General features: G+C 72.0%; 22 protein-coding genes. 8 read left to right on the top strand and 14 right to left on the bottom strand.

What is annotated here, in order from left to right; all coding sequences use genetic code 11:
- Window positions 1-96: 96 nt before the first annotated feature.
- The 6 genes from OG242_RS26835 to OG242_RS26810 all read right to left on the bottom strand — a co-directional run bounded on the left by OG242_RS26835 (window position 97) and on the right by OG242_RS26810 (window position 2,875).
- Window positions 97-261, bottom strand: a complete 165-nt coding sequence (locus tag OG242_RS26835) for a hypothetical protein (protein WP_405900578.1) — start codon at window positions 259-261, stop codon at window positions 97-99.
- Window positions 262-482: 221 nt separating this feature from the next.
- Window positions 483-893, bottom strand: a complete 411-nt coding sequence (locus tag OG242_RS26830) for a rodlin (RefSeq protein WP_405900577.1) — start codon at window positions 891-893, stop codon at window positions 483-485.
- Between the two features lie 159 nt (window positions 894-1,052).
- A complete protein-coding gene (locus tag OG242_RS26825; RefSeq protein WP_405900576.1) occupies window positions 1,053-1,343 on the bottom strand; it encodes a hypothetical protein in 291 nt (96 codons plus the stop codon).
- 259 nt (window positions 1,344-1,602) lie between these two features.
- A complete protein-coding gene (locus OG242_RS26820) occupies window positions 1,603-1,836 on the bottom strand; it encodes a chaplin (protein WP_132901047.1) in 234 nt (77 codons plus the stop codon).
- A 290-nt stretch (window positions 1,837-2,126) separates the two neighbouring features.
- On the bottom strand, window positions 2,127-2,528 hold the full coding sequence (locus OG242_RS26815; RefSeq protein WP_018523736.1) for a rodlin: 402 nt from the start codon (window positions 2,526-2,528) through the stop codon (window positions 2,127-2,129).
- 158 nt (window positions 2,529-2,686) lie between these two features.
- A complete protein-coding gene (locus OG242_RS26810) occupies window positions 2,687-2,875 on the bottom strand; it encodes a hypothetical protein (RefSeq protein WP_405900575.1) in 189 nt (62 codons plus the stop codon).
- Window positions 2,876-2,911: 36 nt separating this feature from the next.
- Here OG242_RS26810 and OG242_RS26805 point away from each other — a divergent pair, with 36 nt between their 5' ends.
- On the top strand, window positions 2,912-3,817 hold the full coding sequence (locus OG242_RS26805; protein WP_405900574.1) for a chaplin: 906 nt from the start codon (window positions 2,912-2,914) through the stop codon (window positions 3,815-3,817).
- 87 nt (window positions 3,818-3,904) lie between these two features.
- Here OG242_RS26805 and OG242_RS26800 read toward each other — a convergent pair whose 3' ends face one another.
- From OG242_RS26800 to OG242_RS26780, 5 genes are all read right to left on the bottom strand, one after another.
- Entirely contained in the window at window positions 3,905-4,840 is a 936-nt protein-coding gene (locus OG242_RS26800; protein WP_405900573.1) for a dihydrodipicolinate synthase family protein, read from the bottom strand.
- Window positions 4,837-5,826, bottom strand: a complete 990-nt coding sequence (locus tag OG242_RS26795; RefSeq protein ID WP_405900572.1) for an ABC transporter ATP-binding protein — start codon at window positions 5,824-5,826, stop codon at window positions 4,837-4,839. Before OG242_RS26795 ends, OG242_RS26800 begins: the two co-directional genes overlap by 4 nt.
- Window positions 5,823-7,790, bottom strand: a complete 1,968-nt coding sequence (locus tag OG242_RS26790) for a dipeptide/oligopeptide/nickel ABC transporter permease/ATP-binding protein (RefSeq protein ID WP_405900571.1) — start codon at window positions 7,788-7,790, stop codon at window positions 5,823-5,825. The genes OG242_RS26795 and OG242_RS26790 overlap by 4 nt, the downstream gene beginning before the upstream one ends.
- A gap of 1 nt (window position 7,791) precedes the next feature.
- Window positions 7,792-8,742, bottom strand: coding sequence for an ABC transporter permease (locus OG242_RS26785; protein WP_405900570.1), 951 nt, complete (start codon window positions 8,740-8,742; stop codon window positions 7,792-7,794).
- A 95-nt stretch (window positions 8,743-8,837) separates the two neighbouring features.
- Window positions 8,838-10,433, bottom strand: a complete 1,596-nt coding sequence (locus OG242_RS26780) for an ABC transporter substrate-binding protein (RefSeq protein ID WP_405900569.1) — start codon at window positions 10,431-10,433, stop codon at window positions 8,838-8,840.
- A gap of 170 nt (window positions 10,434-10,603) precedes the next feature.
- Here OG242_RS26780 and OG242_RS26775 point away from each other — a divergent pair, with 170 nt between their 5' ends.
- The 3 genes from OG242_RS26775 to OG242_RS26765 all read left to right on the top strand — a co-directional run bounded on the left by OG242_RS26775 (window position 10,604) and on the right by OG242_RS26765 (window position 13,963).
- Window positions 10,604-11,323, top strand: a complete 720-nt coding sequence (locus OG242_RS26775) for a FadR/GntR family transcriptional regulator (protein WP_405900568.1) — start codon at window positions 10,604-10,606, stop codon at window positions 11,321-11,323.
- A 183-nt stretch (window positions 11,324-11,506) separates the two neighbouring features.
- Complete coding sequence (locus OG242_RS26770; protein WP_405900567.1) at window positions 11,507-12,508, top strand: acetylxylan esterase; 1,002 nt, start codon at window positions 11,507-11,509, stop codon at window positions 12,506-12,508.
- 18 nt (window positions 12,509-12,526) lie between these two features.
- Entirely contained in the window at window positions 12,527-13,963 is a 1,437-nt protein-coding gene (locus OG242_RS26765; RefSeq protein ID WP_405900566.1) for an exo-alpha-sialidase, read from the top strand.
- 54 nt (window positions 13,964-14,017) lie between these two features.
- Here the strand turns inward: OG242_RS26765 and OG242_RS26760 are convergent, their stop codons facing one another.
- Window positions 14,018-14,707: a FadR/GntR family transcriptional regulator gene (locus OG242_RS26760; RefSeq protein WP_405900565.1), complete on the bottom strand. Its 690-nt coding sequence runs from the start codon at window positions 14,705-14,707 to the stop codon at window positions 14,018-14,020.
- 150 nt (window positions 14,708-14,857) lie between these two features.
- Between OG242_RS26760 and OG242_RS26755 the strand changes: the two genes are divergently transcribed.
- The 4 genes from OG242_RS26755 (at window position 14,858) to OG242_RS26740 (ending at window position 19,003) form a co-directional block, all read left to right on the top strand.
- Complete coding sequence (locus OG242_RS26755; protein ID WP_405900564.1) at window positions 14,858-15,817, top strand: dihydrodipicolinate synthase family protein; 960 nt, start codon at window positions 14,858-14,860, stop codon at window positions 15,815-15,817.
- Entirely contained in the window at window positions 15,814-16,749 is a 936-nt protein-coding gene (locus tag OG242_RS26750; RefSeq protein ID WP_405900563.1) for an ROK family protein, read from the top strand. Before OG242_RS26755 ends, OG242_RS26750 begins: the two co-directional genes overlap by 4 nt.
- On the top strand, window positions 16,746-17,426 hold the full coding sequence (locus tag OG242_RS26745; RefSeq protein WP_405900562.1) for an N-acetylmannosamine-6-phosphate 2-epimerase: 681 nt from the start codon (window positions 16,746-16,748) through the stop codon (window positions 17,424-17,426). Before OG242_RS26750 ends, OG242_RS26745 begins: the two co-directional genes overlap by 4 nt.
- A gap of 62 nt (window positions 17,427-17,488) precedes the next feature.
- Window positions 17,489-19,003, top strand: a complete 1,515-nt coding sequence (locus OG242_RS26740; protein ID WP_405900561.1) for a sialate:H+ symport family MFS transporter — start codon at window positions 17,489-17,491, stop codon at window positions 19,001-19,003.
- On the opposite strand, the gene OG242_RS26735 is transcribed toward OG242_RS26740, so the two are convergent.
- Window positions 18,934-19,785 carry an FAD-dependent oxidoreductase gene (locus OG242_RS26735; protein ID WP_405901737.1) on the bottom strand — a complete coding sequence of 284 codons (852 nt, stop codon included), beginning with the start codon at window positions 19,783-19,785 and terminating at the stop codon, window positions 18,934-18,936. The two genes, OG242_RS26740 and OG242_RS26735, sit on opposite strands and share 70 nt — an antisense overlap.
- Window positions 19,786-19,931: 146 nt before the next feature.
- A complete protein-coding gene (locus OG242_RS26730) occupies window positions 19,932-21,158 on the bottom strand; it encodes an acetyl-CoA C-acetyltransferase (protein ID WP_405900560.1) in 1,227 nt (408 codons plus the stop codon).
- Window positions 21,159-21,180: the final 22 nt, after the last annotated feature.

Genomic DNA, 21,180 nt, shown 5'->3' with positions numbered 1-21,180 from the left:
TCTGGAACGTACTGATCAACCCCGGGCGGAGGTTTCGGTTCCGCCGATCCACCCATATGGGTTGCTTCCGGCATGAGTTCGAGGGGGCGGCCCGCGTCAGCCCCGGCCGGCCGCGTCGTCCGAGGTCCGCGCCGCGGGCACCAGGCCGCCCGCGTGGGAGGGCTCCGGGGCCGGGGCGGCGCGTGCGGCCTGCCACTCGGCGAGGAGTCGGTCGTAGATCGGGGTGGCGCTCTGCGGGTGCCGGCTGTGGTGCTGGTCCATGAGGGGGCCCTACCCGTTGCGGCGGGAACCGGCCGCCCCCGCTACGGCAAGCGGCCCAGCGTGCCGCCCGTACGGACGACCGCCGGGCCGCGCGGGTCCGGGTACGCACATGGGGCCGGCGGTCCGCGGCGGCCGGGGTTCGGCTGCCGCGGACCTACCGGCCCCACGGGTGCGTCAGGAAGGACCGGGCAGCTGGTGAACTACCCGTGTGTCAGAGCCCGTCAGTCGTTGGCGACACCGTTGCCCGAGAGGATCGGGATGTCGTCCAGGATGTGCGACAGGGCCTCGTCACCCTTGGCCTGGGTGGAGTTCTCGGTGCACTGCTGGTTCTGCGGCGAGGACAGGACGTTGATGTCCTGGACCGTGACCGGCACAAGGCCGACCAGCGAACCGATGTTGCCCTTCGCCGGCAGGGCGATGCAGGGCTTGTTGAGCGAGCCCTGGATGAGCGCGAACTGCGGGCTCCAGTCACCATGGGTGGCGGAGTTGCCGTACGACTGCATGGCACCGTTGCCGTTGACGGTGGTGGTGCCCTGGTCGTTGCCGATGGCCATGGCCTGCGGGGCGATCGCGGCGGAGACGCCGACGACCGATGCGGCGACGGCTGCCGAGGCCATCATCTTCTTGATCATGAAACTGCCCTTCTGGTTTTTCTCTGGTTGCCCGCGGTGCCGAGCGCACTGATCAACTCGGCGTCGCGGGAATGGTTGTGGCACGTCACTCGAAAGGTGCGCGGGCGACCGGTGGCCGCGCACGGTCGAACGTGCGCGCGCCGCGTCGTCGGGGTCCGGTCAGCGGGCGAGCGGCAGGCCGCCGAGGAGGGGGGCCGCGCCCTTCACCGCTCCGGTGGTCTGGCCGGCGATCTTGGTGACGGTGCCGTTCTCGTGCAGGTTGTCGGCGGCGCCGCTGACGGTGTCGAGGACCGGGTCGACCGCCTGCGGGGCGGCCGCCGTCACCTGGTTGATGCCTCCGTCGAGGCTGAAGCTGGGGGCCGTGGGGGTGGTGACGGCGAAGGCGGGAGCAGCCGTGCCGAGTGCGACCACGGAACCGGCGACGAGTGCGGCGGACTTCGCGTACTTCACTTTCGGGTTCCCTTCTCCGGCGGCGGTTCCCTCGGTCGCGTCCCCGCGCCGCACGGGCCTTCTTTGGCCGTGACTTCCGCCGCTTTCCCCTTGCCTAACGACCCGGCCGGGACTGGGCAACTGGGGGAACCGCTCATTTTTCATCGCGCGCGTTAGAAATTACCGGTGGGCCGGGAACGGCGGCCGCGCACGGGAAAACCCCGGACCGCGTGGAGCGTGGTCCGGGGTTTTCGGGCCGAGAGAATTCGGCGCGTCTGAATCAGTCGTTGACGCAGGCGTTGCCGAAGGCCGGGTTCAGCAGGCCGATGACGTCGATGGTGTTGCCGCAGACGTTGACCGGGATGTGAACCGGAACCTGGATGGTGTTGCCGGAGATGACGCCCGGGGAGGCGACAGCGGCACCCTCGGCGCCCGAGTCGGCGAACGCGGGGGTGGCGGCACCCACGGCCATGAGCGTACCGGCGGCGACGGCGGCGATCTTGGTGTACTTCACTTGGAACCCTTTCTTCGGCGGAGTCCGGAGCGGTCACGGCTTTCGTGCCGCACGAGCGCGGACCTGATCGCTCGTAACTCCGCCGCCTTCATTCGTAACGATTTGGGGCGGTATGCGAAACTGCTCAGCGAGCAGATGTCTGGAATACCGCCCGAATGACGCAGTTCGGGTCACCCGGCCGTGTTCCCGCCCGGAACGTGCGAGGTAGGGGCGGGAACACGCGGGGAGGGCAGCGGCGGGCCCGGGCCGCTAGGAGGAGGAACGCCTGCGACCCGGGCCCGACGGCCGGATCAGCTGTTGCCGGCGCCGTTGCCCGAGAGGACCGGGATGCCGTCCAGGATGTGCGACAGCGGCTCGTCGCCCTTGGCCTGGGTGGAGTTCTCGGTGCACTGCTGGTTCTGCGGGTTGGACAGGACGTTGACGTCCTGGACCGTAATCGGCACGAGGCCGATGAGCGAACCGACGTTCGCCTTGACCGGCAGGGCGACGCAGGGCTTGTTCAGCGAGCCCTGGACCAGGTCGAACTGGGGGCTGCCGTCACCCTTGGTCACGGCGTTGCCGAACGACTGCGAGGCACCGTTGCCGTTGACCGAGGTCGTCCCGCCATCGTTGCCGATGGCCATCGCCTGCGCGGCGCCGAGCCCGAGGATGGAGGCGGCAACGGCACCCGTAGCCAGGACCTTCTTGATCACGATGAACCCTTCTCGTACTGGATGCCCCGCAACCGGAGCGCCCTGAACAACTGCCGGGCCGGCGTTTGGTTATCACCATTCACCCGAATGCCGGGAAGACACGGACGTCCGTACGAAAGTGATCGAGTCATACTGTCGGAAATCGAGAGACGAAACGTTCACTCGTAACCTTGCCGCGCGATCACAGAAAATTCACCGGCTTCACGTTTCTCGCGCACGAGGACGTCGTTATGGGTGTCGTCAAGCCGCTCCGCCCGAAGGGCCTTCCCGTACATGGGCAGGTCCGACGGCTGCTGCACCGCCTGATGAACGAACTGCGGGCCGTGCGTCCGCGAGAAATGACCCAAGGAAGGGCACCAATGCGAAAAGCCTTGAGTAAAAGCATGCTCGTCATGGCGGCGGCGTCAGGCGTACTGACCGCCTCCGGCGGCTATGCCTTCGCCGATGCCACGGCCGACGGTGCGGCCGTCGGCTCGCCCGGCGTCGCTTCGGGCAACGTCGTGCAGGTCCCGGTGCACGTGCCCGTCAACGTGTGCGGCAACACGGTCAACGTGATCGGCGCGCTCAACCCCGCCTTCGGCAACGAGTGCGAGAACGAGGGCGGCGACTCGGAGAACGGCGGCTCGCAGGGCGCGAGCGCCCAGGGTGTGGCGGCCGGCTCCCCCGGCGTGCTCTCGGGCAACGTGGTCCAGGCACCGGTCGACATCCCGGTCAACGTCTGCGGCAACAGCATCAACGTGGTCGGTCTGCTGAACCCGGCCGCCGGCAACGAGTGCGAGAACGGCGGTGGCGACGAGGGCAACCCGCCCACCGAGGAGCCGCCGACGCACCACAAGCCGCCGCACCACAAGCCCCCGCACCACAAGCCGCCGACGGGTCACCACGACCACGACTGCGACTGCGGCCACGAGCACAACCCGCCGAAGCCGCACCACCCGCCGAAGCCCCCGAAGCCGCCGGTGCACCACCACGACGACGACTGCCCGCCCAGCCACCACCACAACCCGCCGAAGCCGCACCACCCGCCGAAGCCCCCGAAGCCGCCGGTGCACCACCACGACGACGACTGCCCGCCCAGCCACCACCACAACCCGCCGACGCACAACCCGCCCACGCACAACCCGCCGACCCACACCGGTTGGCACCACACTCCGCCCAAGCACCACAAGCCGCCGCAGATGGCGCACACCGGTGCCAACGAGAACCTGGGCATCGCCGGTGGCGCCAGCGCCGCGATGGTCCTCGGTGGCGGCCTGCTGATGCGCCGCGCCCGCGCCGCGAAGAAGTGATCTGACGCTTCCCCGAGCACGAAAAGGTCCGGTCCGACAGCCCTGAGCTGTCCGGCCGGACCTTTTGTTCTCGGTGCTCCGTATCCGTCAGACCGTGCCGAGCCCGGCGCGCTCCAGGCAGGCGGCGACCGCCGCCGTCTCCTCCGCGTCGAGCCGGCGCATCGGCGGGCTCATCACATTGGTGGAGATGACGCCGCGCAGCATCAGCGCGGTCTTGAACGCGCCGAGCCCGGCCGCCGTGGCGGACGCGGTGCCGGGGCGGGCGGCGCGGACGATGTCGAACAGCGCGACCAGGCGGTCCTGTTCGGCCCTGGCCGCGGCCCAGTCACCGCGCACCGCCGCCTCGTGGAGACGTACGTACCCGTGCGGGTCGACGTTGCCGAGTCCGGGGACCGAGCCGTCGGCGCCGCCGAGCATCATCGCGTCGACGACCAGCTCGTGGCCGGTGAGCACGGAGAACTCCGGCAGTTCGCGGGCGCCGATGACCAGCCGGCGGAACGAGCCGTCGTCGCCGCTGGAGTCCTTCACCCCGGCCAGCACCCCGTCGGCGGCGAGCGGCAGCAGCAGCTCCGGGTCGAGCTTGCTGTGGACGCAGACCGGCACGTCGTACGCCAGGACCGGCAGGTCGAGGGCGGCGGCGACGTCCCGGAAGTGTCGGTCGGTCTCCGTGGCGTCGGTGCGCGTGTAGAACGGCGCGGTCACGACGACGGCGTCGGCGCCCAGCTCCGCGGCACGGCGCGCGCGCTCGATCGCCCGGTTGGTGGTGGTCTCGATCGCGCCGACGAGGACCGGCACCTGGCCGCCGGCCGCGGCGGTGACGGCCTCGATGACCCGGTCCTGCTGCCCCGGGGTGAGGTAGGCGGTCTCGCCGGAGCTGCCGAGGGCGAAGAGACCGGTGACACCGCCGTCGACGAGGTGGCCCACGACCCGCTCCAGGGAGGGGAGGTCGAGCTCGCCGTCCGCGGTGAGCGGGGTGACGACGGGCGGGATCACTCCCGTGTAGCGGGGGGTTCGGGCGGTCATGCGGTGCTCCTTGCGGACGGTACGGGGATCGGGTCGGTCTGGGGGTGGACGCAGTGGTAGCGGTGCCCGTCCGGCCCCTCGGTGCGTTCCGGGAAGACGGTGGCGCAGGCGTCGTCCGCCTTCCAGCAGCGGGTGCGGAAGGGGCAGCCGGTCGGCGGGTTGGTCGCCGAGGGGACGGGGCCGGTGAGCACGATGCGCTCGGTGGTCTCCAGCAGGCTGGGCGTGGCGGAGAGCAGTGCCTCGGTGTACGGGTGCGAGGGGGCGCCGGCGACGTCGGCCGCGCGGCCCTCCTCGACGATGCGGCCGAGGTAGAGGACGGCGATGCGGTCGGCGAGGTAGCGCACGGTCTGGATGTCGTGCGAGATGAACACCATGCCGAGGCCGAGGCGTTCGCGCAGGTCGACCAGGAGGTTGAGGACCTGGGCGCGGACCGACACGTCGAGCGCGGAGGTGGGCTCGTCGGCGACGATGAGTTCCGGTTCCAGGGCCAGGGCGCGGGCGATGGCGACGCGCTGGCGCTGGCCGCCGGAGAGCTGTCCGGGCAGGGCGGCCAGGGTGTGGCCGGGCAGCCCGACCAGGTCGAGGAGTTCGGCGACGCGGGCGGTGCGTGCCTCACGGGTGCCGCGGCGGTGCACGTCGAGCGGGTCGCGCAGGATCTGCTCGACGGTGAGGCGCGGGTTGAGGGCGGTGGAGGGGTCCTGGAAGACGACGCCGACGGCGGAGCCGAAGTCCTGGCGGCGCTGGGTCCCGGTCATCTCCCACAGGTCGCGGTCGTGGAAGGTGACCGTGCCCTCGGTGGGCTTCTGGAGGCCGGTCAGGACCCGGGCGAGGGTGGACTTGCCGCAGCCGGACTCGCCGACGAGGCCGACGATCTCGCCGCGCTTGACCTCCAGGTTCGCGTCGGTGAGGGCGTGGACGGCGTCGCGGCGGAAGACGCCTCCGCTGCGTGCCTTGTGGCGTACGTGGACGCCGTCGAGCCTGATCACAGGGCGCTCCCTTCCAGCTGTGCGGTCTTCGCGGGGTGGTGGCAGGCGAAGCCGTGGTCCTGCGTGGCGGCACGTGCGGTGAGTGCCGGGGTGGTGGTGCGGCACAGCTCGGTGGCGGCGCCGCAGCGCGAGGCGAACCGGCAGCCAGGCCCGAAGCCCTGGGGGGCGGGGACGACGCCGCGGATCTGGTGCAGCCGGTCGGCGCCGGCCTCAAGGGAGACGACCGAGCCGAGCAGGCCGCGGCTGTAGTGGTGGGTGGGGGCGGTGAGTACGGAGCGGGTGTCGCCGATCTCGGCGAGGCGTCCGGCGTACATGACCGCGACGCGGTGCGAGAGGTCGCCGACGAGGGCGAGGTCGTGCGAGACGAGCACCATGGCGAAGCCGAGTTCCTCGCGGAGCCGTACGAGGAGTTCGACGACCTGGGCCTGGACGGTGACGTCGAGGGCGGTGGTCGGTTCGTCCGCGATGAGCAGGCGGGGGCTGCGGGAGAGGGCCATGGCGATCAGGACGCGCTGGCGCTGGCCGCCGGAGAGTTCGTGGGGGTAGCTGCGCAGGGTGCGTTCGGGTGAGAGGCCGACCAGGTCGAGGAGTTCGGCCGGGGTCTTCGTACCGCCGCGTGACGTGAGCTGCTTGAGCTGGGTGCCGACGAGTACGGAGGGGTTGAGGGAGGAGAGCGCGTCCTGGTAGACCATCGCGATCTCGGGGCCCATCAGGGCGCGGCGCTCCTTGGGCGCAAGCTCCAGGAGGTTGCGGCCGCGGTACAGGATCTCGCCGCTGACCTCGGCGTTGCGGGCGAGGAGGCCCATGACGGCGAGGCTGGTGATGGACTTGCCGCAGCCGGACTCGCCGACGAGGCCCAGGGTCTCGCCCTCGTGGACGGTGAACGACAGGGAGTCGACGACCGGCGTTGTGCCGTACCGGTCGGGGAAGCGGATCGCGAGGTCGCGTACGACGAGGAGTTCGGCGGCGTCCTCGGGGACCGGGGTGATGGTGGGTTCCTGGGCGTTGACGCGCCGGGCGAGCTTGGCGAGGGCGGCGTCGATGTCCACGGTCGAGCGGGCCTCGACGGGGTCGGGGGCGGTGGTGGCGTCGGAGGGGACGGCGGCGCGGGCGGCCTTCGGTGCGGCGGAGGCGTCGGTGAGGCCCTCGGAGAGGATGTTGAGGGCGAGCACGGTGACGAGGAGTGCGAGGCCGGGGAAGAAGGTGGCCCACCAGCCGCCGGCGAGGAGGATCTGCCGGCCGTAGGCGAGGACGCTGCCCCAGCTGGGGTCGGGGTCCTGCACGCCGGCGCCGATGAAGGAGAGGCTGGCCTCGAAGATGATCGCCTCGGCGACCATGACGGTGGCGAACACCATGACCGGGGCCATGCAGTTGACGGCGACGTGCCGGAGCACGATGTAGCCGCGCCGGGCGCCGATGACCTTCTCTGCGGCGACGTAGTCCTCACCGTACTGGGACAGCACGTTGGCGCGGACGACGCGGGCGAGCGAGGGGGTGTAGACGAAGGCGATGGTGAAGATGATGACGGGGATGCTGGTGCCGAAGACCGCGACGAGGACGGCGGCCAGCGCGATCGGCGGGAACGACATCACCACGTCGAGGGTGCGCATGACGGACTCGTCGCCGAGCTTGCGCGAGGTGGCGGCGAGCGCCCCGAGCAGGGAGCCGGCGACCAGGGCGACGGCGGTCGCGCCGAGGCCGATGATCAGCGAGTAGCGCGAGCCGTGCACGACACGGGCGAAGACGTCGCGGCCGGCCCGGTCGGTGCCGAACCAGTGGTCGGCGCCAGGTGCCTGGACGGGGGTTCCGGTGGTGAGGGGGTTCTGGGTGAGCAGCGGTGCGAGGACCGCGCCGAGGATGACGACGAGCAGCACGCCGAGCGCGATGCGGGAGGTGACCGGGAGCGCGCGGAAGGCGATGCCGGGGCGGGAGAGCTTGGTGGTCAGCCGGCTGGTGGCAAACATGTCAGACCGTCCTGATGCGCGGGTTGACCAGCAGGTAGAGCAGGTCGACGATGACGTTGACCACCAGGAAGGCGATGGCGATGGTCAGTACGGTGCCCTGGACGAGGGCGACGTCGCCGCCCGTGACACCTTCGAGGATGAGCTTGCCCATGCCGGGCAGGTCGAAGATCGCTTCGATGACGACGGCGCCGCTGAGCAGGTAGCCGACCTTGACGCCGAGCACGGTGAGCGGGGTGACGAGCGCGTTGCGCAGCACCGAGCGGATCACCAGGAGGACGGGCAGGCCGTTGCCGCGGGCGGTTCGGACGTAGTCGCGGTCGAGTTCGGCGACCATCGAGGTCCGTACGAGCCGGGCGAGGGACGCGGCGACGGGGACGGCGAGCGAGATGGCGGGCAGGGCCATGCTGCGCAGCCAGCCGCCGAAGGAGTCGGCGGGGTTGGTGTAGCCGCCGGTCGGGAAGACCCGGGAGTTGAGCGCGAACTGCTGGATGAGCAGGACGCCGAGCCAGAACGAGGGGATGGCGACGCCGGCCATGGACAGCACCCGGAAGAGCTGGTCGGGCCAGCGGTCGCGGTACATCGCGCCGAGCACGCCGGCGACGACGGCGAGGACGATCGCGACGACCAGGCCGAGGATCGTCAGCTGGAGGGTGAGCGGAAACGCGGCGGTGATGCGGTCCGCGACGGGCTGGCTGGGCGGGACCGTCATTCCGAGGTCGAGGTGGAGCAGTTGGCCCAGGAAGTGGAAGTAGCGTACGGGCAGCGGGTCGTTGAGCCCGTTGGCCTCGGCGAAGGCCGCGCGGGCCTCGGGTGTGGCGCTCTCCCCGAGCGCGTTGAAGGCCGGGTCGACCGGCGAGAACTGCAGCACCACGAAGACGAGCAGCGCGATGCCGAGGATCATCACCGGCATCATCGCGACGCGGCGCAGCGCGAGCCGGAGAAAAGCAACCATCGTCGGGTTCCTTGCGGTTGGGCGGTCCGGTCCGGGACACCGGGTGGGGTGTACGTGTCCCGGACCGGGGCTTTGGGGCGGGGGCCGGAGGGCCCTCAGCCGCGGCTGACGTCCAGGAAGGACAGGCCTGTGGTGGGCAGGGGCTTGAAGCCGGGGAGCGCCTTCTCGTTCCAGGCGGTGGGCAGCTTGCGGTGGAGGATCGGGTAGAGGGCGGCCTCGTCGGCGACGAGGTCGGTGACCTGGCCCCAGAGCTCCTTGCGCTTGGCCTCGTCGGCGGCCTGGGCGGCCTTGTCGAGGGTCTGCTTCACCTTCTTGTACGCGGCGGACTTGCCCCAGCCGTAGCGGCTCTCGGGCCAGAAGCCGTAGTAGAACCAGCGCAGCAGCAGGTCGGCGTCGTTGCCGAAGACTGAGGGGTCGCCGGGGGCGACGAGGACCTCGAAGTCGCCCTTGTCGATCTTGGCGTACTGGGCCGGGGACTGGGCGATGTTGAGCGTGACCTTGACGCCCGCGGCCTCCCAGCTCTCCTTGAGCAGCGGGGCGACGTCCTTGACCCAGCCGGTGTCGGTGGTCAGTACGGTGAAGGAGAGGCCCTTGACGCCCGCCTCGTCGAGGAGCTTCTTGGCCTTGGCCACGTCGTGCGTGTAGACCGTGGCGGCCTTGTGGTAGTCGGGGTGGGTGGCGGGCACGTAGCCGGTGGCGGCCGACGCGTTGCCGACCATCGCGGTGGAGATGATCTTCTCGGTGTCCAGCGCGTAGTGCAGGGCCTGGCGCACCCGCTTGTCGGCGAACCGCTTGTCGGCGGTGTTGAACATCAGGAAGAGCAGCCCGAAGGACTGGACGGACTCGGTCTTGGCGGAGCCCGAGAGGCGCTTGACGTCGATGTAGGGGACGTCCTCGATGGCCTGGACGCGGCCCGACTCCATGGCGCTGACGCGGGCGGACTGGTCGGACATGAGGCGCCAGACCATCTTCTTGGCCTTGGCGGGGTGGGAGCCGTTGTACTTGTCGTACGCCTCGAAGACGATCTTGTCCTCGCGGGTGGCGGAGACGAACTTGTACGGGCCGGAGCCGACGGGCTTGGCGTCGAAGGCCTTGGGGTCGGGCTCGACGATCTTCTTCGGCACGATCCGGGCCACGGCGATGCGGGACGGGAAGAGCGCGAAGGGGTACTTGAGCTTGAACTCGACCGTGCCCGCGTCGACGGCCTTGACGGTGTCGATGAAGGGCACGAACTGCGCCATGAGCGAGGCGTTCTTCGGGTCCAGGATGCGTTCGAAGCTGAACACCACGTCGTCGGCGGTGACGGCCGATCCGTCGTGGAAGGTCGCGCCCTTGCGGAGCGTGGCGCGGTAGGTGGTGGCGTTGATCTTCTTCGGCATCTCGGTGGCGAGAGCGGGCCGTGCCACGAGCGTTGCCGGATCGAGATCCACCAGGCCCTCGAAGATGTGCATATTGGCGGCGTACGGGGTCGCGCCCGAGGTGATCATCGGGTCGAAGCCGGTCGACAGCGGGTAGGACAGACCGGCCTCGATGAGGTCGCTGCCGCTGCCCTTGTCCGTCGAGCCGTTGGCGGTCGAGGACGGTCCGCCGCACGCGGAAAGGCCGGCCGTGATGGCGGCCGCGGCGCCGACGGCACTGGTGTAACGCAGGAAGGTGCGGCGCTCGACACCGGCTGCTCTCAGCTCGGGCACGGGTCCTCCAGGGACTTGAGGTGGGGCGTCGTGGACGGGAAAAAGGGGGCTGGCGCAGGTTCACGGGGGGCCGCGGTACCTGATGCATCAGACGTCAGATGTCTGATGCCTTGATAGCGTGGGAACGTAGCTTGACAATCGAGAGGGGTCAAGAGGTGGGGAGTTCACATATGTCCGGAACGAAACCCGGCCGGCAGCTGCTCCGGCAGGAAGTCGTCGACGGCATCAAGCGGTACATCCTCGAAGAACGGCTCCGCCCCGGGGACCCGCTGCCCACCGAGCCCGCCCTGTGCGAGGCGCTCGGCGCCAGCCGCTCCAGCGTCCGCGAGGCCGTCAAGATCCTCGACGCGCTGGACATCGTCGAGGTCCGCCACGGGCACGGCACCTACGTCGGCCGGCTGAGCCTGTCCGCGCTCGTGGAGAGCCTGACCTTCCGCGGGCTGCTCTCCCCCGACGACGACTTCCAGGTCATGGCGGACCTGGTCGACGTGCGCGAGCTCTTCGAGCGCGGGATGGCCGACCGGATCGTCTCGCAGCTCAGCGCGGACCAGCTGGACGCGCTGGACGCCCTGGTGGCCACCATGCGCGAGACGGGGGCCCAGGAGGGGCACGGCTTCGTCGACGCCGACCGCGCCTTCCACGCCCTGCTCGTGGCCCCGCTGGGCAACGAACTGATCGGCCAGCTCTCGATGGCCTTCTGGGACGTGTACACCATCGTCGCGCCGCACCTGGACGGGTTCACGCAGGCCGACGAGACGGAGACCATCACCGCCCACCAGAACATCGTGGACGCCGCCCGGGCCGGTGACATCACCGGGTTCATGAAGGCGCTCGGCGAGCACTACGCGCCCGTGCGCCGCCGGATCGCGGAGGCCCGCGCCCGGGGCTGAGCGGAGCCGCCCGGCGGCCCCCGGGCCGGGGCGGGCCTGCGGACGGACCCCGGGGCAACCCTTGACGGCCGCCGCGGGCGGTGCCTAGGGTCCGTGTGCCGACAGGACATCTGACGTCATGCATCTGATGTCCATGGCCACGCTCAGGGCACTTCCCCCGCCGCGCCCCCAGGAGGCACCTCCATGCCGTTGACGGACCTCTCGCTCGACGAATGCCGCGACTACCTGCCGCCGCTGCCCGTCCCCGCGGACTTCGACGCCTTCTGGTCCCGGACCCTGGACGAGGCCCGCGCGGACGCGTCCGTCAAGCCCGTGTTCACCGAGGTCCGCACCGGGCTCACCCAGGTCCGTACGTACGACGTGACCGTCCCGGGCTTCGCCGGGCAGCCGGTGCGCGGCTGGCTGCGGATGCCCGCCGGGGCGGCCGAACCCCTCGGCTGCGTAGTGGAGTTCCTGGGTTACGGACGCGGCCGGGGCCTGGCCCACGAGAACCTGCTGTGGGCCTCGGCCGGTTACGCCCACCTGCTGATGGACACCCGGGGGCAGGGCTGGTCGGCGGCTGGCGGCGCCACCGCCGACCCGGACGGCGGGGCGTCGGGCGTGGTGCCCGGCTTCCTGACCCGGGGCATCGAGAGCCCCGAAACCTTCTACTACCGGCGGCTGTTCACCGACGCGGTGCGCTGCGTGGACGCGGTGCGCGAGCACCCGGAGGTCGACCCGGCCCGGATCGTGGTGACCGGGGTCAGCCAGGGCGGCGGCATCTCCCTGGCCGTCGCCGGTCTCGTGCCGGGGCTCGCCGGGGTCATGCCGGACGTGCCGTTCCTGTGCAACGTCCGCCGGGGCGCCGAGATCGCGGGGCGTCCGCCGTACACCGAGATCGCCGAGTACCTGAAGCTGCACCGCGACCGCACCGAGTCGGTCTTCGCCACCCTCGCGTACTTCGACGCCGCACTGCACGCCACCCGGGCGACGGCCCCCGCGCTGTTCTCCATCGCGATGATGGACGACATCTGCCCGCCCTCCACCTGCTTCACCGCCTACAACGGATACGCCGGACCCAAGGACGTACGGGTCTACCCGTTCAACGGGCACGAGGGCGGCGCGGAGTACCAGCAGCGGGAGCAACTGGCCTGGGTGGCCGCCCTGTTCACCGGCCTGTCATCGGGGCAGGCCGGTCGCTCCTGACGAGAAGAGAGATCGTCCATGCAGCGAACCGTTCCTGTCGCCCTGCTCGGCGCCGCCCTCCTGGTGGTCGCCACGACCGGCACCGCGCAGGCCGCGTCACCCGCCCCCGGCACGCTCACGTCCCAGGACCTGACCGTCGACGGAGTCGGCTCCCCCCACTACCGCATCCCGGCTCTGACCACCTCGAACAAGGGCACCGTGCTCGCCGCGTACGACGCCCGCCCGACCCTGGGCGACCTGCCGTCGAACATCGGCATCGTGCTGCGGCGCAGCACCGACGGCGGTACGACCTGGCAGGCGCAGCAGGTGGTCCGCAAGGACGCCGCCCCCAAGGGGTACGGGGACCCGAGCCTGCTCGTCGACCGGACGACCGGCCGGATCTTCCTGTTCTACGCGGCCGGCGAGAACCAGGGCTTCCTCGGCTCGGCCACCGGCAACGACGAGAGCGACCCGAACGTCCTCCAGGCGGACTACAGCTACTCCGACGACGACGGACTCACCTGGACCCACCGCCGGATCACCAAGCAGATCAAGAACCCGGCCTGGGGCGGGATGTTCGCCGCGTCGGGCGAGGGCATCCAGCTGCGCAACGGCGCCCACAAGGGCCGGCTGATCCAGCAGTACGCCATCCGGAACAACGGGGCCAACTACGCGGTCAGCGCGTACAGCGACGACCACGGCGAGACCTGGCACATGGGCACGCCGGTGGGTCCGGGCGGCGACGAGAACAAGACCGTCGAGCTGAACGACGGCACGGTCATGCTCAACAACCGCTCGGCGCCGTACCGTACGGTCGCGTACTCGACCGACGGCGGGGTCACGTACACGCCGTTCGTCCAGGACACCCAGCTGCCCGACCCGGCGAACAACGGCTCGGTCATGCGGTACGCCCCGGAAGCGCCGGCCTCGGACCCTCAGTCCACCTGGCTGCTGTTCAGCAACACCGAGGCCACCTCGCGCAAGAACCTCACGGTCAAGATGTCCTGCGACAACGGGAGGACATGGCCGATCAAGAAGGTCGTCGACGCGGGCGCCGCCGCCTACTCGACGCTGACGCGGCTGCCGAGCGGCCGGCTCGGCCTGCTGTACGAGCGGGGGAACTACGAGCACATCACGTACTCCTCGTTCGACCTGAAGTGGCTCGGCGGCACCTGCGCGGACATCACGATCACACCGCCGGCCGTACTGAAGGCGGGGACCACCACCGAGATCACCGTCCGGGTCGTCAACCGGATGGACGTCCGCCGCGACGCGGGCACGGTCGATCTGACCGTGCCCGCCGGCTGGACGACGAAGCAGGTGGCGTTCCCGGCGACCCGGCCGGGCGAGGGTGCCAATGTGAAGGTGCCCGTCACCATCCCGGCCGGCGCCTCCGGTGACGTGAAGCTGACCGCGACGTACCGGGCGAGCGGGAAGACGGCGTCGGGGAGCAGGACGGTGACGGCCACGCCGTAACGCGTGCGGGCGCGGCCCCCGGCTCCCTCGCGGGCCGGGGGCCGCGCCCGTGCGTCAGCCCGCGTCCAGCCGGTCCCGGATGCCATCGAAGTGCGTCCGCATGGCCCGTACCGCGCGCTCGCCGTCGGCCGCCGCGACCGCCTCGACGATCTCGCGGTGCTGGGCGCAGGTGACCGAGGGGTCCTGGTGGCCGTCGTCGAAGTCCTCGCGCACCCGGTCCATCGCCGCCCAGAACGCGTCGAGCACCTCGCTGAGCAGGTGGTTGTCGAGCGAGGCGTACAGGGCGAGGTGGAAGGCCCGGTCCGTGGCGCGGGCGACCCGGCCGCCGTCCGCCGCCTCGGCCTCCATCTTCGCGACGAGCGCGCGCAGCACGTCGAGGTCCTCCTCCGGGACGCCCGCCGCGACGGCCCCGACGAGCCCGGCCTCCAGCGCCTCGCGCACCTTCATCAGCTCGGCCAGGCCCGGTTCGCCCTGGCGGTGGCGGACGGCGGCGCGGAAGGCCAGGCCCTCGGCGAACGGTGACAGGGAGAGCGAGCCCACGAAGGTCCCGTAACCCCGGCGGATCTCCACGACGTTGACCGCCTGGAGCGACTTCAGGGCCTCGCGGACGGAGACCCGGCCCGCCTCGAAGAGGTCCATCAGCTCGGTCTCGGTGGGCAGGGCGTCGCCGGGCGCGAGGCAGCGCTCCAGAATGAGCTCCTTGATCCTTCGCTCGATGTCCTGAGCCATGGTGGGCCGCGCCACAACGTCCTCCCGAGGTGCCGTTGCCCCTTGACCGGTCGCAGGAGCATCTGATTAAGGTGAAGCAGACATAGGACATCTTACGTCTCACGTCTCGATCCGGGTAGCCGCTCAGGCCCCGGACCGGCATCCCGATCAGCTGGAGCCTCCACCATGTCTCTGACCGCACCGCTGCGCGGCGTCGTCCCGCCGGTCTGCACCCCGCTCGACTCCCGCGGGGAGGTCGACACCGCCTCCCTCACCCGCCTCGTCGAGCACCTCATCGGCGGCGGCGTGCACGGGCTGTTCGCGCTCGGGTCCACCAGCGAGGTCGCCTACCTCACCGACGAGCAGCGCGCCACGGTCCTGGAGACCGTCGTCAACGCCACCGACGGCCGCGTCCCCGTCCTCGCCGGGGTCATCGACACCACCACGGCCCGGGTCGCCGAACACGCCAGGACCGCCGCCGCCCTCGGCGCGGACGCCCTGGTCGCGACCGCGCCCTTCTACACCCGCACCCACCCCCGGGAGATCGCCGCCCACTTCCGCCGGCTGCGCGCCGAGGTGGACCTGCCGCTGTTCGCGTACGACATCCCGGTCGCCGTGCACAGCAAGCTCTCCGCCGCCCTGGTCCGCGAGCTGGCCGAGGACGGCACGCTGGCCGGCCTCAAGGACAGCAGCGGCGACGAGGGCGGGCTGCGCCGGCTCGTCGTCGAGCTCGGCGGCCGCGGGGGCCGGGCGCGGGGTCCGGTGCCGGACTTCAGCATCCTCACCGGTTCCGAACTGACGGTGGACGCGGCCCTGCTGGCCGGCGCCGACGGGGTCGTCCCGGGCATCGGCAACGTGGACCCGGCCGGTTACGTACGGCTCTACGAGGCCGCGCGCGCCGGGGACTGGACGCTGGCCGCCGAGGAGCAGGAGCGGCTGGTCGAGCTGTTCGCGATGGTCGACGCGGGCCCGGAGGCGGACATGGGCCGCAGCTCGTCGGCGCTCGGCTCGTTCAAGGCGGCGCTCCGGCTCCTCGGGATCATCGAGTGCGGCGACACCGTCTTCCCGCAGATCCAGCTGTCCGCGGAGTCCGTCGCGTTCGTCTCCGGGCGGCTGCGCGGCGCCGGTCTGCCGCCGGTCCGATGACGGGCGTCGTCGGGCTGGACCTGGGCGGTACGAAGATCGCCGCCGCGCTGTTCGGCGCGGACGGCACGGTGCTGGCCCGGCACTCCCGGCCCACCCCGGCCCGCGACGGCGCGGCGGCGGTGCTCGACGCGCTCGCCGCGGCCGCCGCCGAGGTCGACCCCGGCCGCACCGCGACCGCGCTCGGCGTCGCGGCGGCGGGCGTCATCGATCCCCGTACCGGCATGGTCACCAGCGCCACCGACTCGATCCGGGGCTGGGCCGGCACCCCGCTCGGCACCGGGCTCGCGGACCGCACCGGCTACGCGGTGGCCTGCGACAACGACGTACGCGCCACGGCGGGCCCGGAGCTGGACGCGCTGCGCGCCGAGCACGGCGGCCACGCCTCGCTGCTGTTCGCGGCCATCGGCACCGGCGTCGGCGGCGCGGTCGCCGCCGACGGGCGGATGGTGCACGGCGCGTCCGGTGTCGCCGGGCATCTGGGCCATCTGCCGAGCCCCGAGGCGGCCGGGCTGCCCTGCACCTGCGGGGCCACCGGCCATCTGGAGGTCATCGCCTCCGGCCCCGGCATCGCCGCCCACTACGAGCGGCTGACCGGCGCCGTCGTGGACCGCCTGGAAACCGTCGCCGCGCGCGCCGCCGAGGGCGACACCGACGCCGTCACCGCGATCACCACGGGCGCGTCCGCCGCCGGGCATGTGCTCGGCGGGCTCGCCAACGCGCTCGGCCCCGACCGGGTCGTCGTCGGCGGCGGGGTCCCGCGCATCGGCCCGCTGTACGAGGACGCGCTGCGGGCCGCCTTCGCCGCCGAGCTGATGGGACCGCTGCGCGGGCTCGTCCCGCGCGCCCCGCTGTTCGGCCACGACGCGGCCGTGCTCGGCGCGGCGGCCCTCACCACCACCCTTCCCCTCCACCACCCGGGAGCTCTCCGATGAGCGCACAGGAACTGGCCACCACTCTCCAGGGCAGGCTGATCGTGTCCTGCCAGGCGCCCCCCGGCGACCCGATGCGGGACACCTCCACGCTGGTGCGGCTCGCACAGTCGGCGGTCGCCGGCGGCGGCGCGGCGATCCGGGCCAACGAGCCGGAGGTCGTCGCCGCGATCACGGCCGCGGTGGACCTGCCGGTCATCGGGCTCTGGAAGGACGGCGACGTCGGGGTGTACATCACGCCGACCGTCCGGCACGCCCTGGCGGTGGCCGAGGCCGGCGCGGCCGTCGTCGCGGCGGACGCCACCGACCGGCCGCGCCCCGACGGCTCGACGTTCGCGGAGCTGGTCGAGGCGGTCCACGCGGCCGGCGCCCTCGTCATGGCCGACGTCTCCACCCTCGCCGAGGGCGTCACCGCGGCCGGGCTCGGCGCGGACTTCGTCTCCACCACCCTGTCCGGCTACGTGCCCGGGCAGCCGAAGCAGACCGGGCCCGACCTGGACCTGGTCGCCGCACTCGCCGCCGCGATCGACGTACCCGTCGTCGCCGAAGGCCGTATCAACACCCCCGAGGACGCGGCCGAGGCCCTGGCGCGCGGCGCGCACAGCGTCGTCGTCGGCACCGCCATCACCGCGCCCACCGCCCTCACCGCCCGCTTCGTGACGGGCATCACCCGGCGCTGACCTGCCCCTTTTCGCGGGACGGCTGTTCAAAGGCGAACACCGTCCCGCATTCTGGAGTCACCGTGCACACCACCACACCCCCCACGCTCCCCTGGTACCGCCAGGTGAGCCGCACCCAGTGGAAGTCGTTCTTCGCCGCCTGGATCGGCTATGTACTCGACGGCTTCGACTTCGTGCTGATCACCCTCGTCCTGACCGAGATCAGTGACGACTTCGGGCTGAGCACGGTGCAGGCGGCCAGCCTGATCTCCGGCGCCTTCATCACCCGCTGGCTCGGCGGCGCCGTGCTCGGCGCCCTCGGCGACCGCTACGGCCGCAAGCTGTCGATGATGGCGAGCATCCTGCTGTACTCGCTGGGCACCTTCGCCTGCGGATTCGCGTGGAACTACACCAGCCTGTTCGCCGCCCGGCTGGCCATCGGCATGGGCATGGCCGGCGAGTACAGCGCCAGCTCCACGTACGTCATGGAGAGCTGGCCGCCCGCACTGCGCAACCGGGCCAGCGGCTTCCTGATCTCCGGCTTCTCGGTGGGCTCGGTGCTGGCCGCCCAGGTCTACGACTGGGTGGTGCCCTCGCTCGGCTGGCGCTGGATGTTCTACCTCGGCCTGATCCCGATCGCCATCGCACTGTGGATGCGGCGGGCGCTGCCGGAGGCGGAGGAGTGGACGGAGTCCGTCCCGGACGAGGGCGCGAAGCCCAATCCGTTCCGGCCGCTGTTCCTGACCCCGCGCCGGGCGACCGTCAACACGGCCCTGGTGGCCGTCGCCACGCTCTCCCTGTTCCTGGTCTTCACGCCGGGCGGCGCGGGCATGGTGCCGGTGCTTTCGGTGGTCGCCGGGGTCTCGCTCGCGGCGCTCGCGGTGCAGCTGGGCGGGAAGCGCGGCTGGGTGCTGTACCTGTCGATGATCGTGACGCTGTTCTTCGCATTCCTGTACTCCTGGCCGATCCAGGCCCTGCTGCCGACGTACCTGAAGACGGAGCTCGGGTACTCCACGGGCCAGGTCACCGACGTCCTCTACTTCGCGGGCTTCGGGACGATGGTCGGCTGCTGGATGGCTGGCTTCCTCGGCGACCGGATCGGCACGAAGAAGGCGTACGCGCTGACGCTGCTGGCCTCGCTCGCCTTCGTCTACCCGGTCTTCGCGGTGGAGGACAACCTGCTGCTCCTCGGCGGCCTGCTCTTCCTGCTCCAGGCGACCAGCTTCGGGATCTCCGGTCTGCTCCCCCGCTACATCGGCGGCCACTTCCCGACCCGCAGCCGGGGCGCGGCGCTCGGCTTCACGTACAACGTGGGCGCGCTGGGCGGGGCGGTCGCCCCGGTGCTGGGGGCCCATCTGGCCTCCGGGATGAGCCTGGGCCGGGCGCTCGCCGTGCTGACCTTCGCGGGCACGGTGATCGTGGTGCTGCTGGTCGGCCTCGACGTGCCGGCCCGGCTGAACCGGCTGGCGGACCCGGACGCGGCGGACGACCACCTGGCCCCCGGGCGGGGCGCCGGGAATTCCGCCGCTCAGCGGGCGGCCATGCCCTCCTGCGCGAAGTCCGGCAGCTCGTCGGAGACGAGTTCCTCGGCACCGTGATCGAGGAGGCGCTGCATCTTGCCGGACCGGGGCAGCATCGTCCCCTCGCAGGCGCGGACGGCCTCACCGACGGTGTCGTGCCGCGCGAGGGCCAGGGCGAGTTCGCAACCGTCCAGCACGGCGCTGCCCCGGCCGACGAGTTCGGCGACGGCGGGGTGGTCGTTGTCGACGTTGTGGAACCAGGCTTCGAGGAAGCTGATCCCGCTGTACTCGGGGGTGGCCTCGGAGAGGGCGCGGCGGACCGCGGACCGGGCTCCGTCGGCGCCGATGACGAGGTCGGCCTCGACGACGGTGCCGTCGGCGAAGCGCAGTCGGCGGGGGCCGCCCGCGGGTCCTTCGACGGAGCGCAGGGTGCGCCCCCAGCGCACGGTGCCGGGCTCCAGTGAGTCGAGCAGGAGCCGGCGCAGGGTGCCTCGGTCGATCTCGGGCTTGAAGAGTTCCCCTGCTCCGGGGACGTGGTGGAAGAGGATCGTGCCGGTGGTGTCCAGCTGGCGCATCTCCTGCCCTTCGGGCCTCGAGAGGCGGTGGAAGTCGTCGAGCAGGCCGGCTTCGCGCAGGGCGGTCTGGCCGTTGTCCTGGTCCAGGTCGAGGGTGCCTCCCTGGTCGCGGGCCCAGGGGCCGCTCTCGCCATCGTGGACGAGGAGAGCGGCCGCCCCGCCGACGACCCGGCCTGTGCCGCCCTGGCCCTCTTCGCCCCGGAGGCCCCCCGCGCGGCCCCCGGCCACGGCGACCCGCGCGCGGCGATCACCCGCGCCTTCGCCCTTCTCGAGAACGGCTGGCAGGGGCTCGACGGGGGCGGGTGAAGGAGGCCGGCCGGACAGGCCGAGCCGTTCGACGCTGGCGGCGCGCCCCCGCCCGGGGTGCGGGGCCGTTTCGCGTCGCCGGGCCCGGGTCGTCCCGGGCGGGGCGGCCCCGGGGCCGTCGGCGCTCAGGGCGCGACGCGCTCGAAGACCGCCGCGAGGCCCTGGCCGCCGCCGATGCACATGGTCTCCAGGCCGTAGCGGGCCTCGCGGCGGTGCAGCTCCCGGGTGAGGGTGGCGAGGATGCGGGCGCCGGTGGCGCCGACCGGGTGGCCGAGCGAGACACCGGAGCCGTTCACGTTGATCCGCTCCTCGTGGTCCTTCTCGCCGAGGCCCAGTTCGCGGGTGCAGGCCAGCACCTGGGCGGCGAACGCCTCGTTGAGCTCGATCAGGTCGAGGTCGTCGAGGGTGAGGCCGGCCCGGCCGAGCGCGGCGTGGGTCGCGGGGACCGGGCCGAGACCCATGGTGGCGGCGGGCACCCCGGCCCGGGCGAAGGAGACCAGCCGGACGAGCGGGGTGAGGCCGAGCCGTTCGGCGGTGGCGGCGCTCGTCACCAGGCAGGCGGCCGCCGCGTCGTTCTGGCCGCTGGCGTTGCCCGCGGTGACGGTGGCCTCCGGGTCGGACTTCAGCATGACCGGGCGGAGCGCGGCGAGCTGTTCGGCGGTGGTGTCGGGGCGGGGGTGCTCGTCGGCGGTGACCACGCTCTCGCCCTTCCTGGTCCGTACGGTGACGGGCACGGTCTCCTTCTCGTACCGGCCCTCGGCGGCGGCGAGCCCGGCCCGCCGCTGCGAGCGCAGGGCCAGCGCGTCCTGGTCCGCGCGGCTGATCCCGTACGTGCGGCGCAGGTTCTCGGCGGTCTCGATCATGCCGCCGGGCACCGGGTGGTGGATGCCGCCGGCGGTGACCCGGCCCCGGGCCAGCGCGTCGTGGAGCTGGAGGCCGGGGCCCTTGATGCCCCAGCGCCCGTCGTGCGTGTAGTACGGGGCGCCGCTCATCACGTCGACGCCGCCCGCGATGACGACCTCGCTGAACCCGGCCCTGACCTGCATGGCCGCGTCCAGGACCGCCTGGAGCCCGGAGCCGCAGCGGCGGTCGGTCTGGAGGCCGGTCACCGACTGCGGGAGCCCGGCGTCCAGGGCGGCGACCCGGCCGATCGCGGGGGCCTCCGCCGACGGGTAGGAGTGGCCGAGGATCACCTCGTCGACCCGGTCCGGGTCGATGCCGGTCCGGGCGACGACCTCGGCGATGACGCGGGCGGCGAGGGCGGCCGGCTTCTCCCCGGCGAACACCCCGCCGAAGCGGCCGATGGGGGTGCGCAGGGGTTCGCAGATCACGACATCGGAGGCGTCGGGCACGGCGGGGGCCTTTCCGGGGGCG

The organism is Streptomyces sp. NBC_00727, assembly GCF_045161745.1.
Taxonomy (GTDB): domain Bacteria; phylum Actinomycetota; class Actinomycetes; order Streptomycetales; family Streptomycetaceae; genus Streptomyces.
The sequence above is the reverse complement of the archived record's forward strand: the minus strand, read 5'-3'. Positions and strand labels throughout refer to the sequence as shown.

Coding starts and splice junctions, on each gene's coding strand:
- OG242_RS26750 (WP_405900563.1), top strand. CDS start 15,814: ATGACGGGCGTCGTCGGGCTGGACCTGGGCGGTACGAAGATCGCCGCC.
- OG242_RS26745 (WP_405900562.1), top strand. CDS start 16,746: ATGAGCGCACAGGAACTGGCCACCACTCTCCAGGGCAGGCTGATCGTG.
- OG242_RS26755 (WP_405900564.1), top strand. CDS start 14,858: ATGTCTCTGACCGCACCGCTGCGCGGCGTCGTCCCGCCGGTCTGCACC.
- OG242_RS26775 (WP_405900568.1), top strand. CDS start 10,604: ATGTCCGGAACGAAACCCGGCCGGCAGCTGCTCCGGCAGGAAGTCGTC.
- OG242_RS26770 (WP_405900567.1), top strand. CDS start 11,507: ATGCCGTTGACGGACCTCTCGCTCGACGAATGCCGCGACTACCTGCCG.
- OG242_RS26805 (WP_405900574.1), top strand. CDS start 2,912: ATGCTCGTCATGGCGGCGGCGTCAGGCGTACTGACCGCCTCCGGCGGC.
- OG242_RS26830 (WP_405900577.1), bottom strand. CDS start 893: ATGATCAAGAAGATGATGGCCTCGGCAGCCGTCGCCGCATCGGTCGTC.
- OG242_RS26835 (WP_405900578.1), bottom strand. CDS start 261: ATGGACCAGCACCACAGCCGGCACCCGCAGAGCGCCACCCCGATCTAC.
- OG242_RS26800 (WP_405900573.1), bottom strand. CDS start 4,840: ATGACCGCCCGAACCCCCCGCTACACGGGAGTGATCCCGCCCGTCGTC.
- OG242_RS26790 (WP_405900571.1), bottom strand. CDS start 7,790: ATGTTTGCCACCAGCCGGCTGACCACCAAGCTCTCCCGCCCCGGCATC.
- OG242_RS26785 (WP_405900570.1), bottom strand. CDS start 8,742: ATGGTTGCTTTTCTCCGGCTCGCGCTGCGCCGCGTCGCGATGATGCCG.
- OG242_RS26765 (WP_405900566.1), top strand. CDS start 12,527: ATGCAGCGAACCGTTCCTGTCGCCCTGCTCGGCGCCGCCCTCCTGGTG.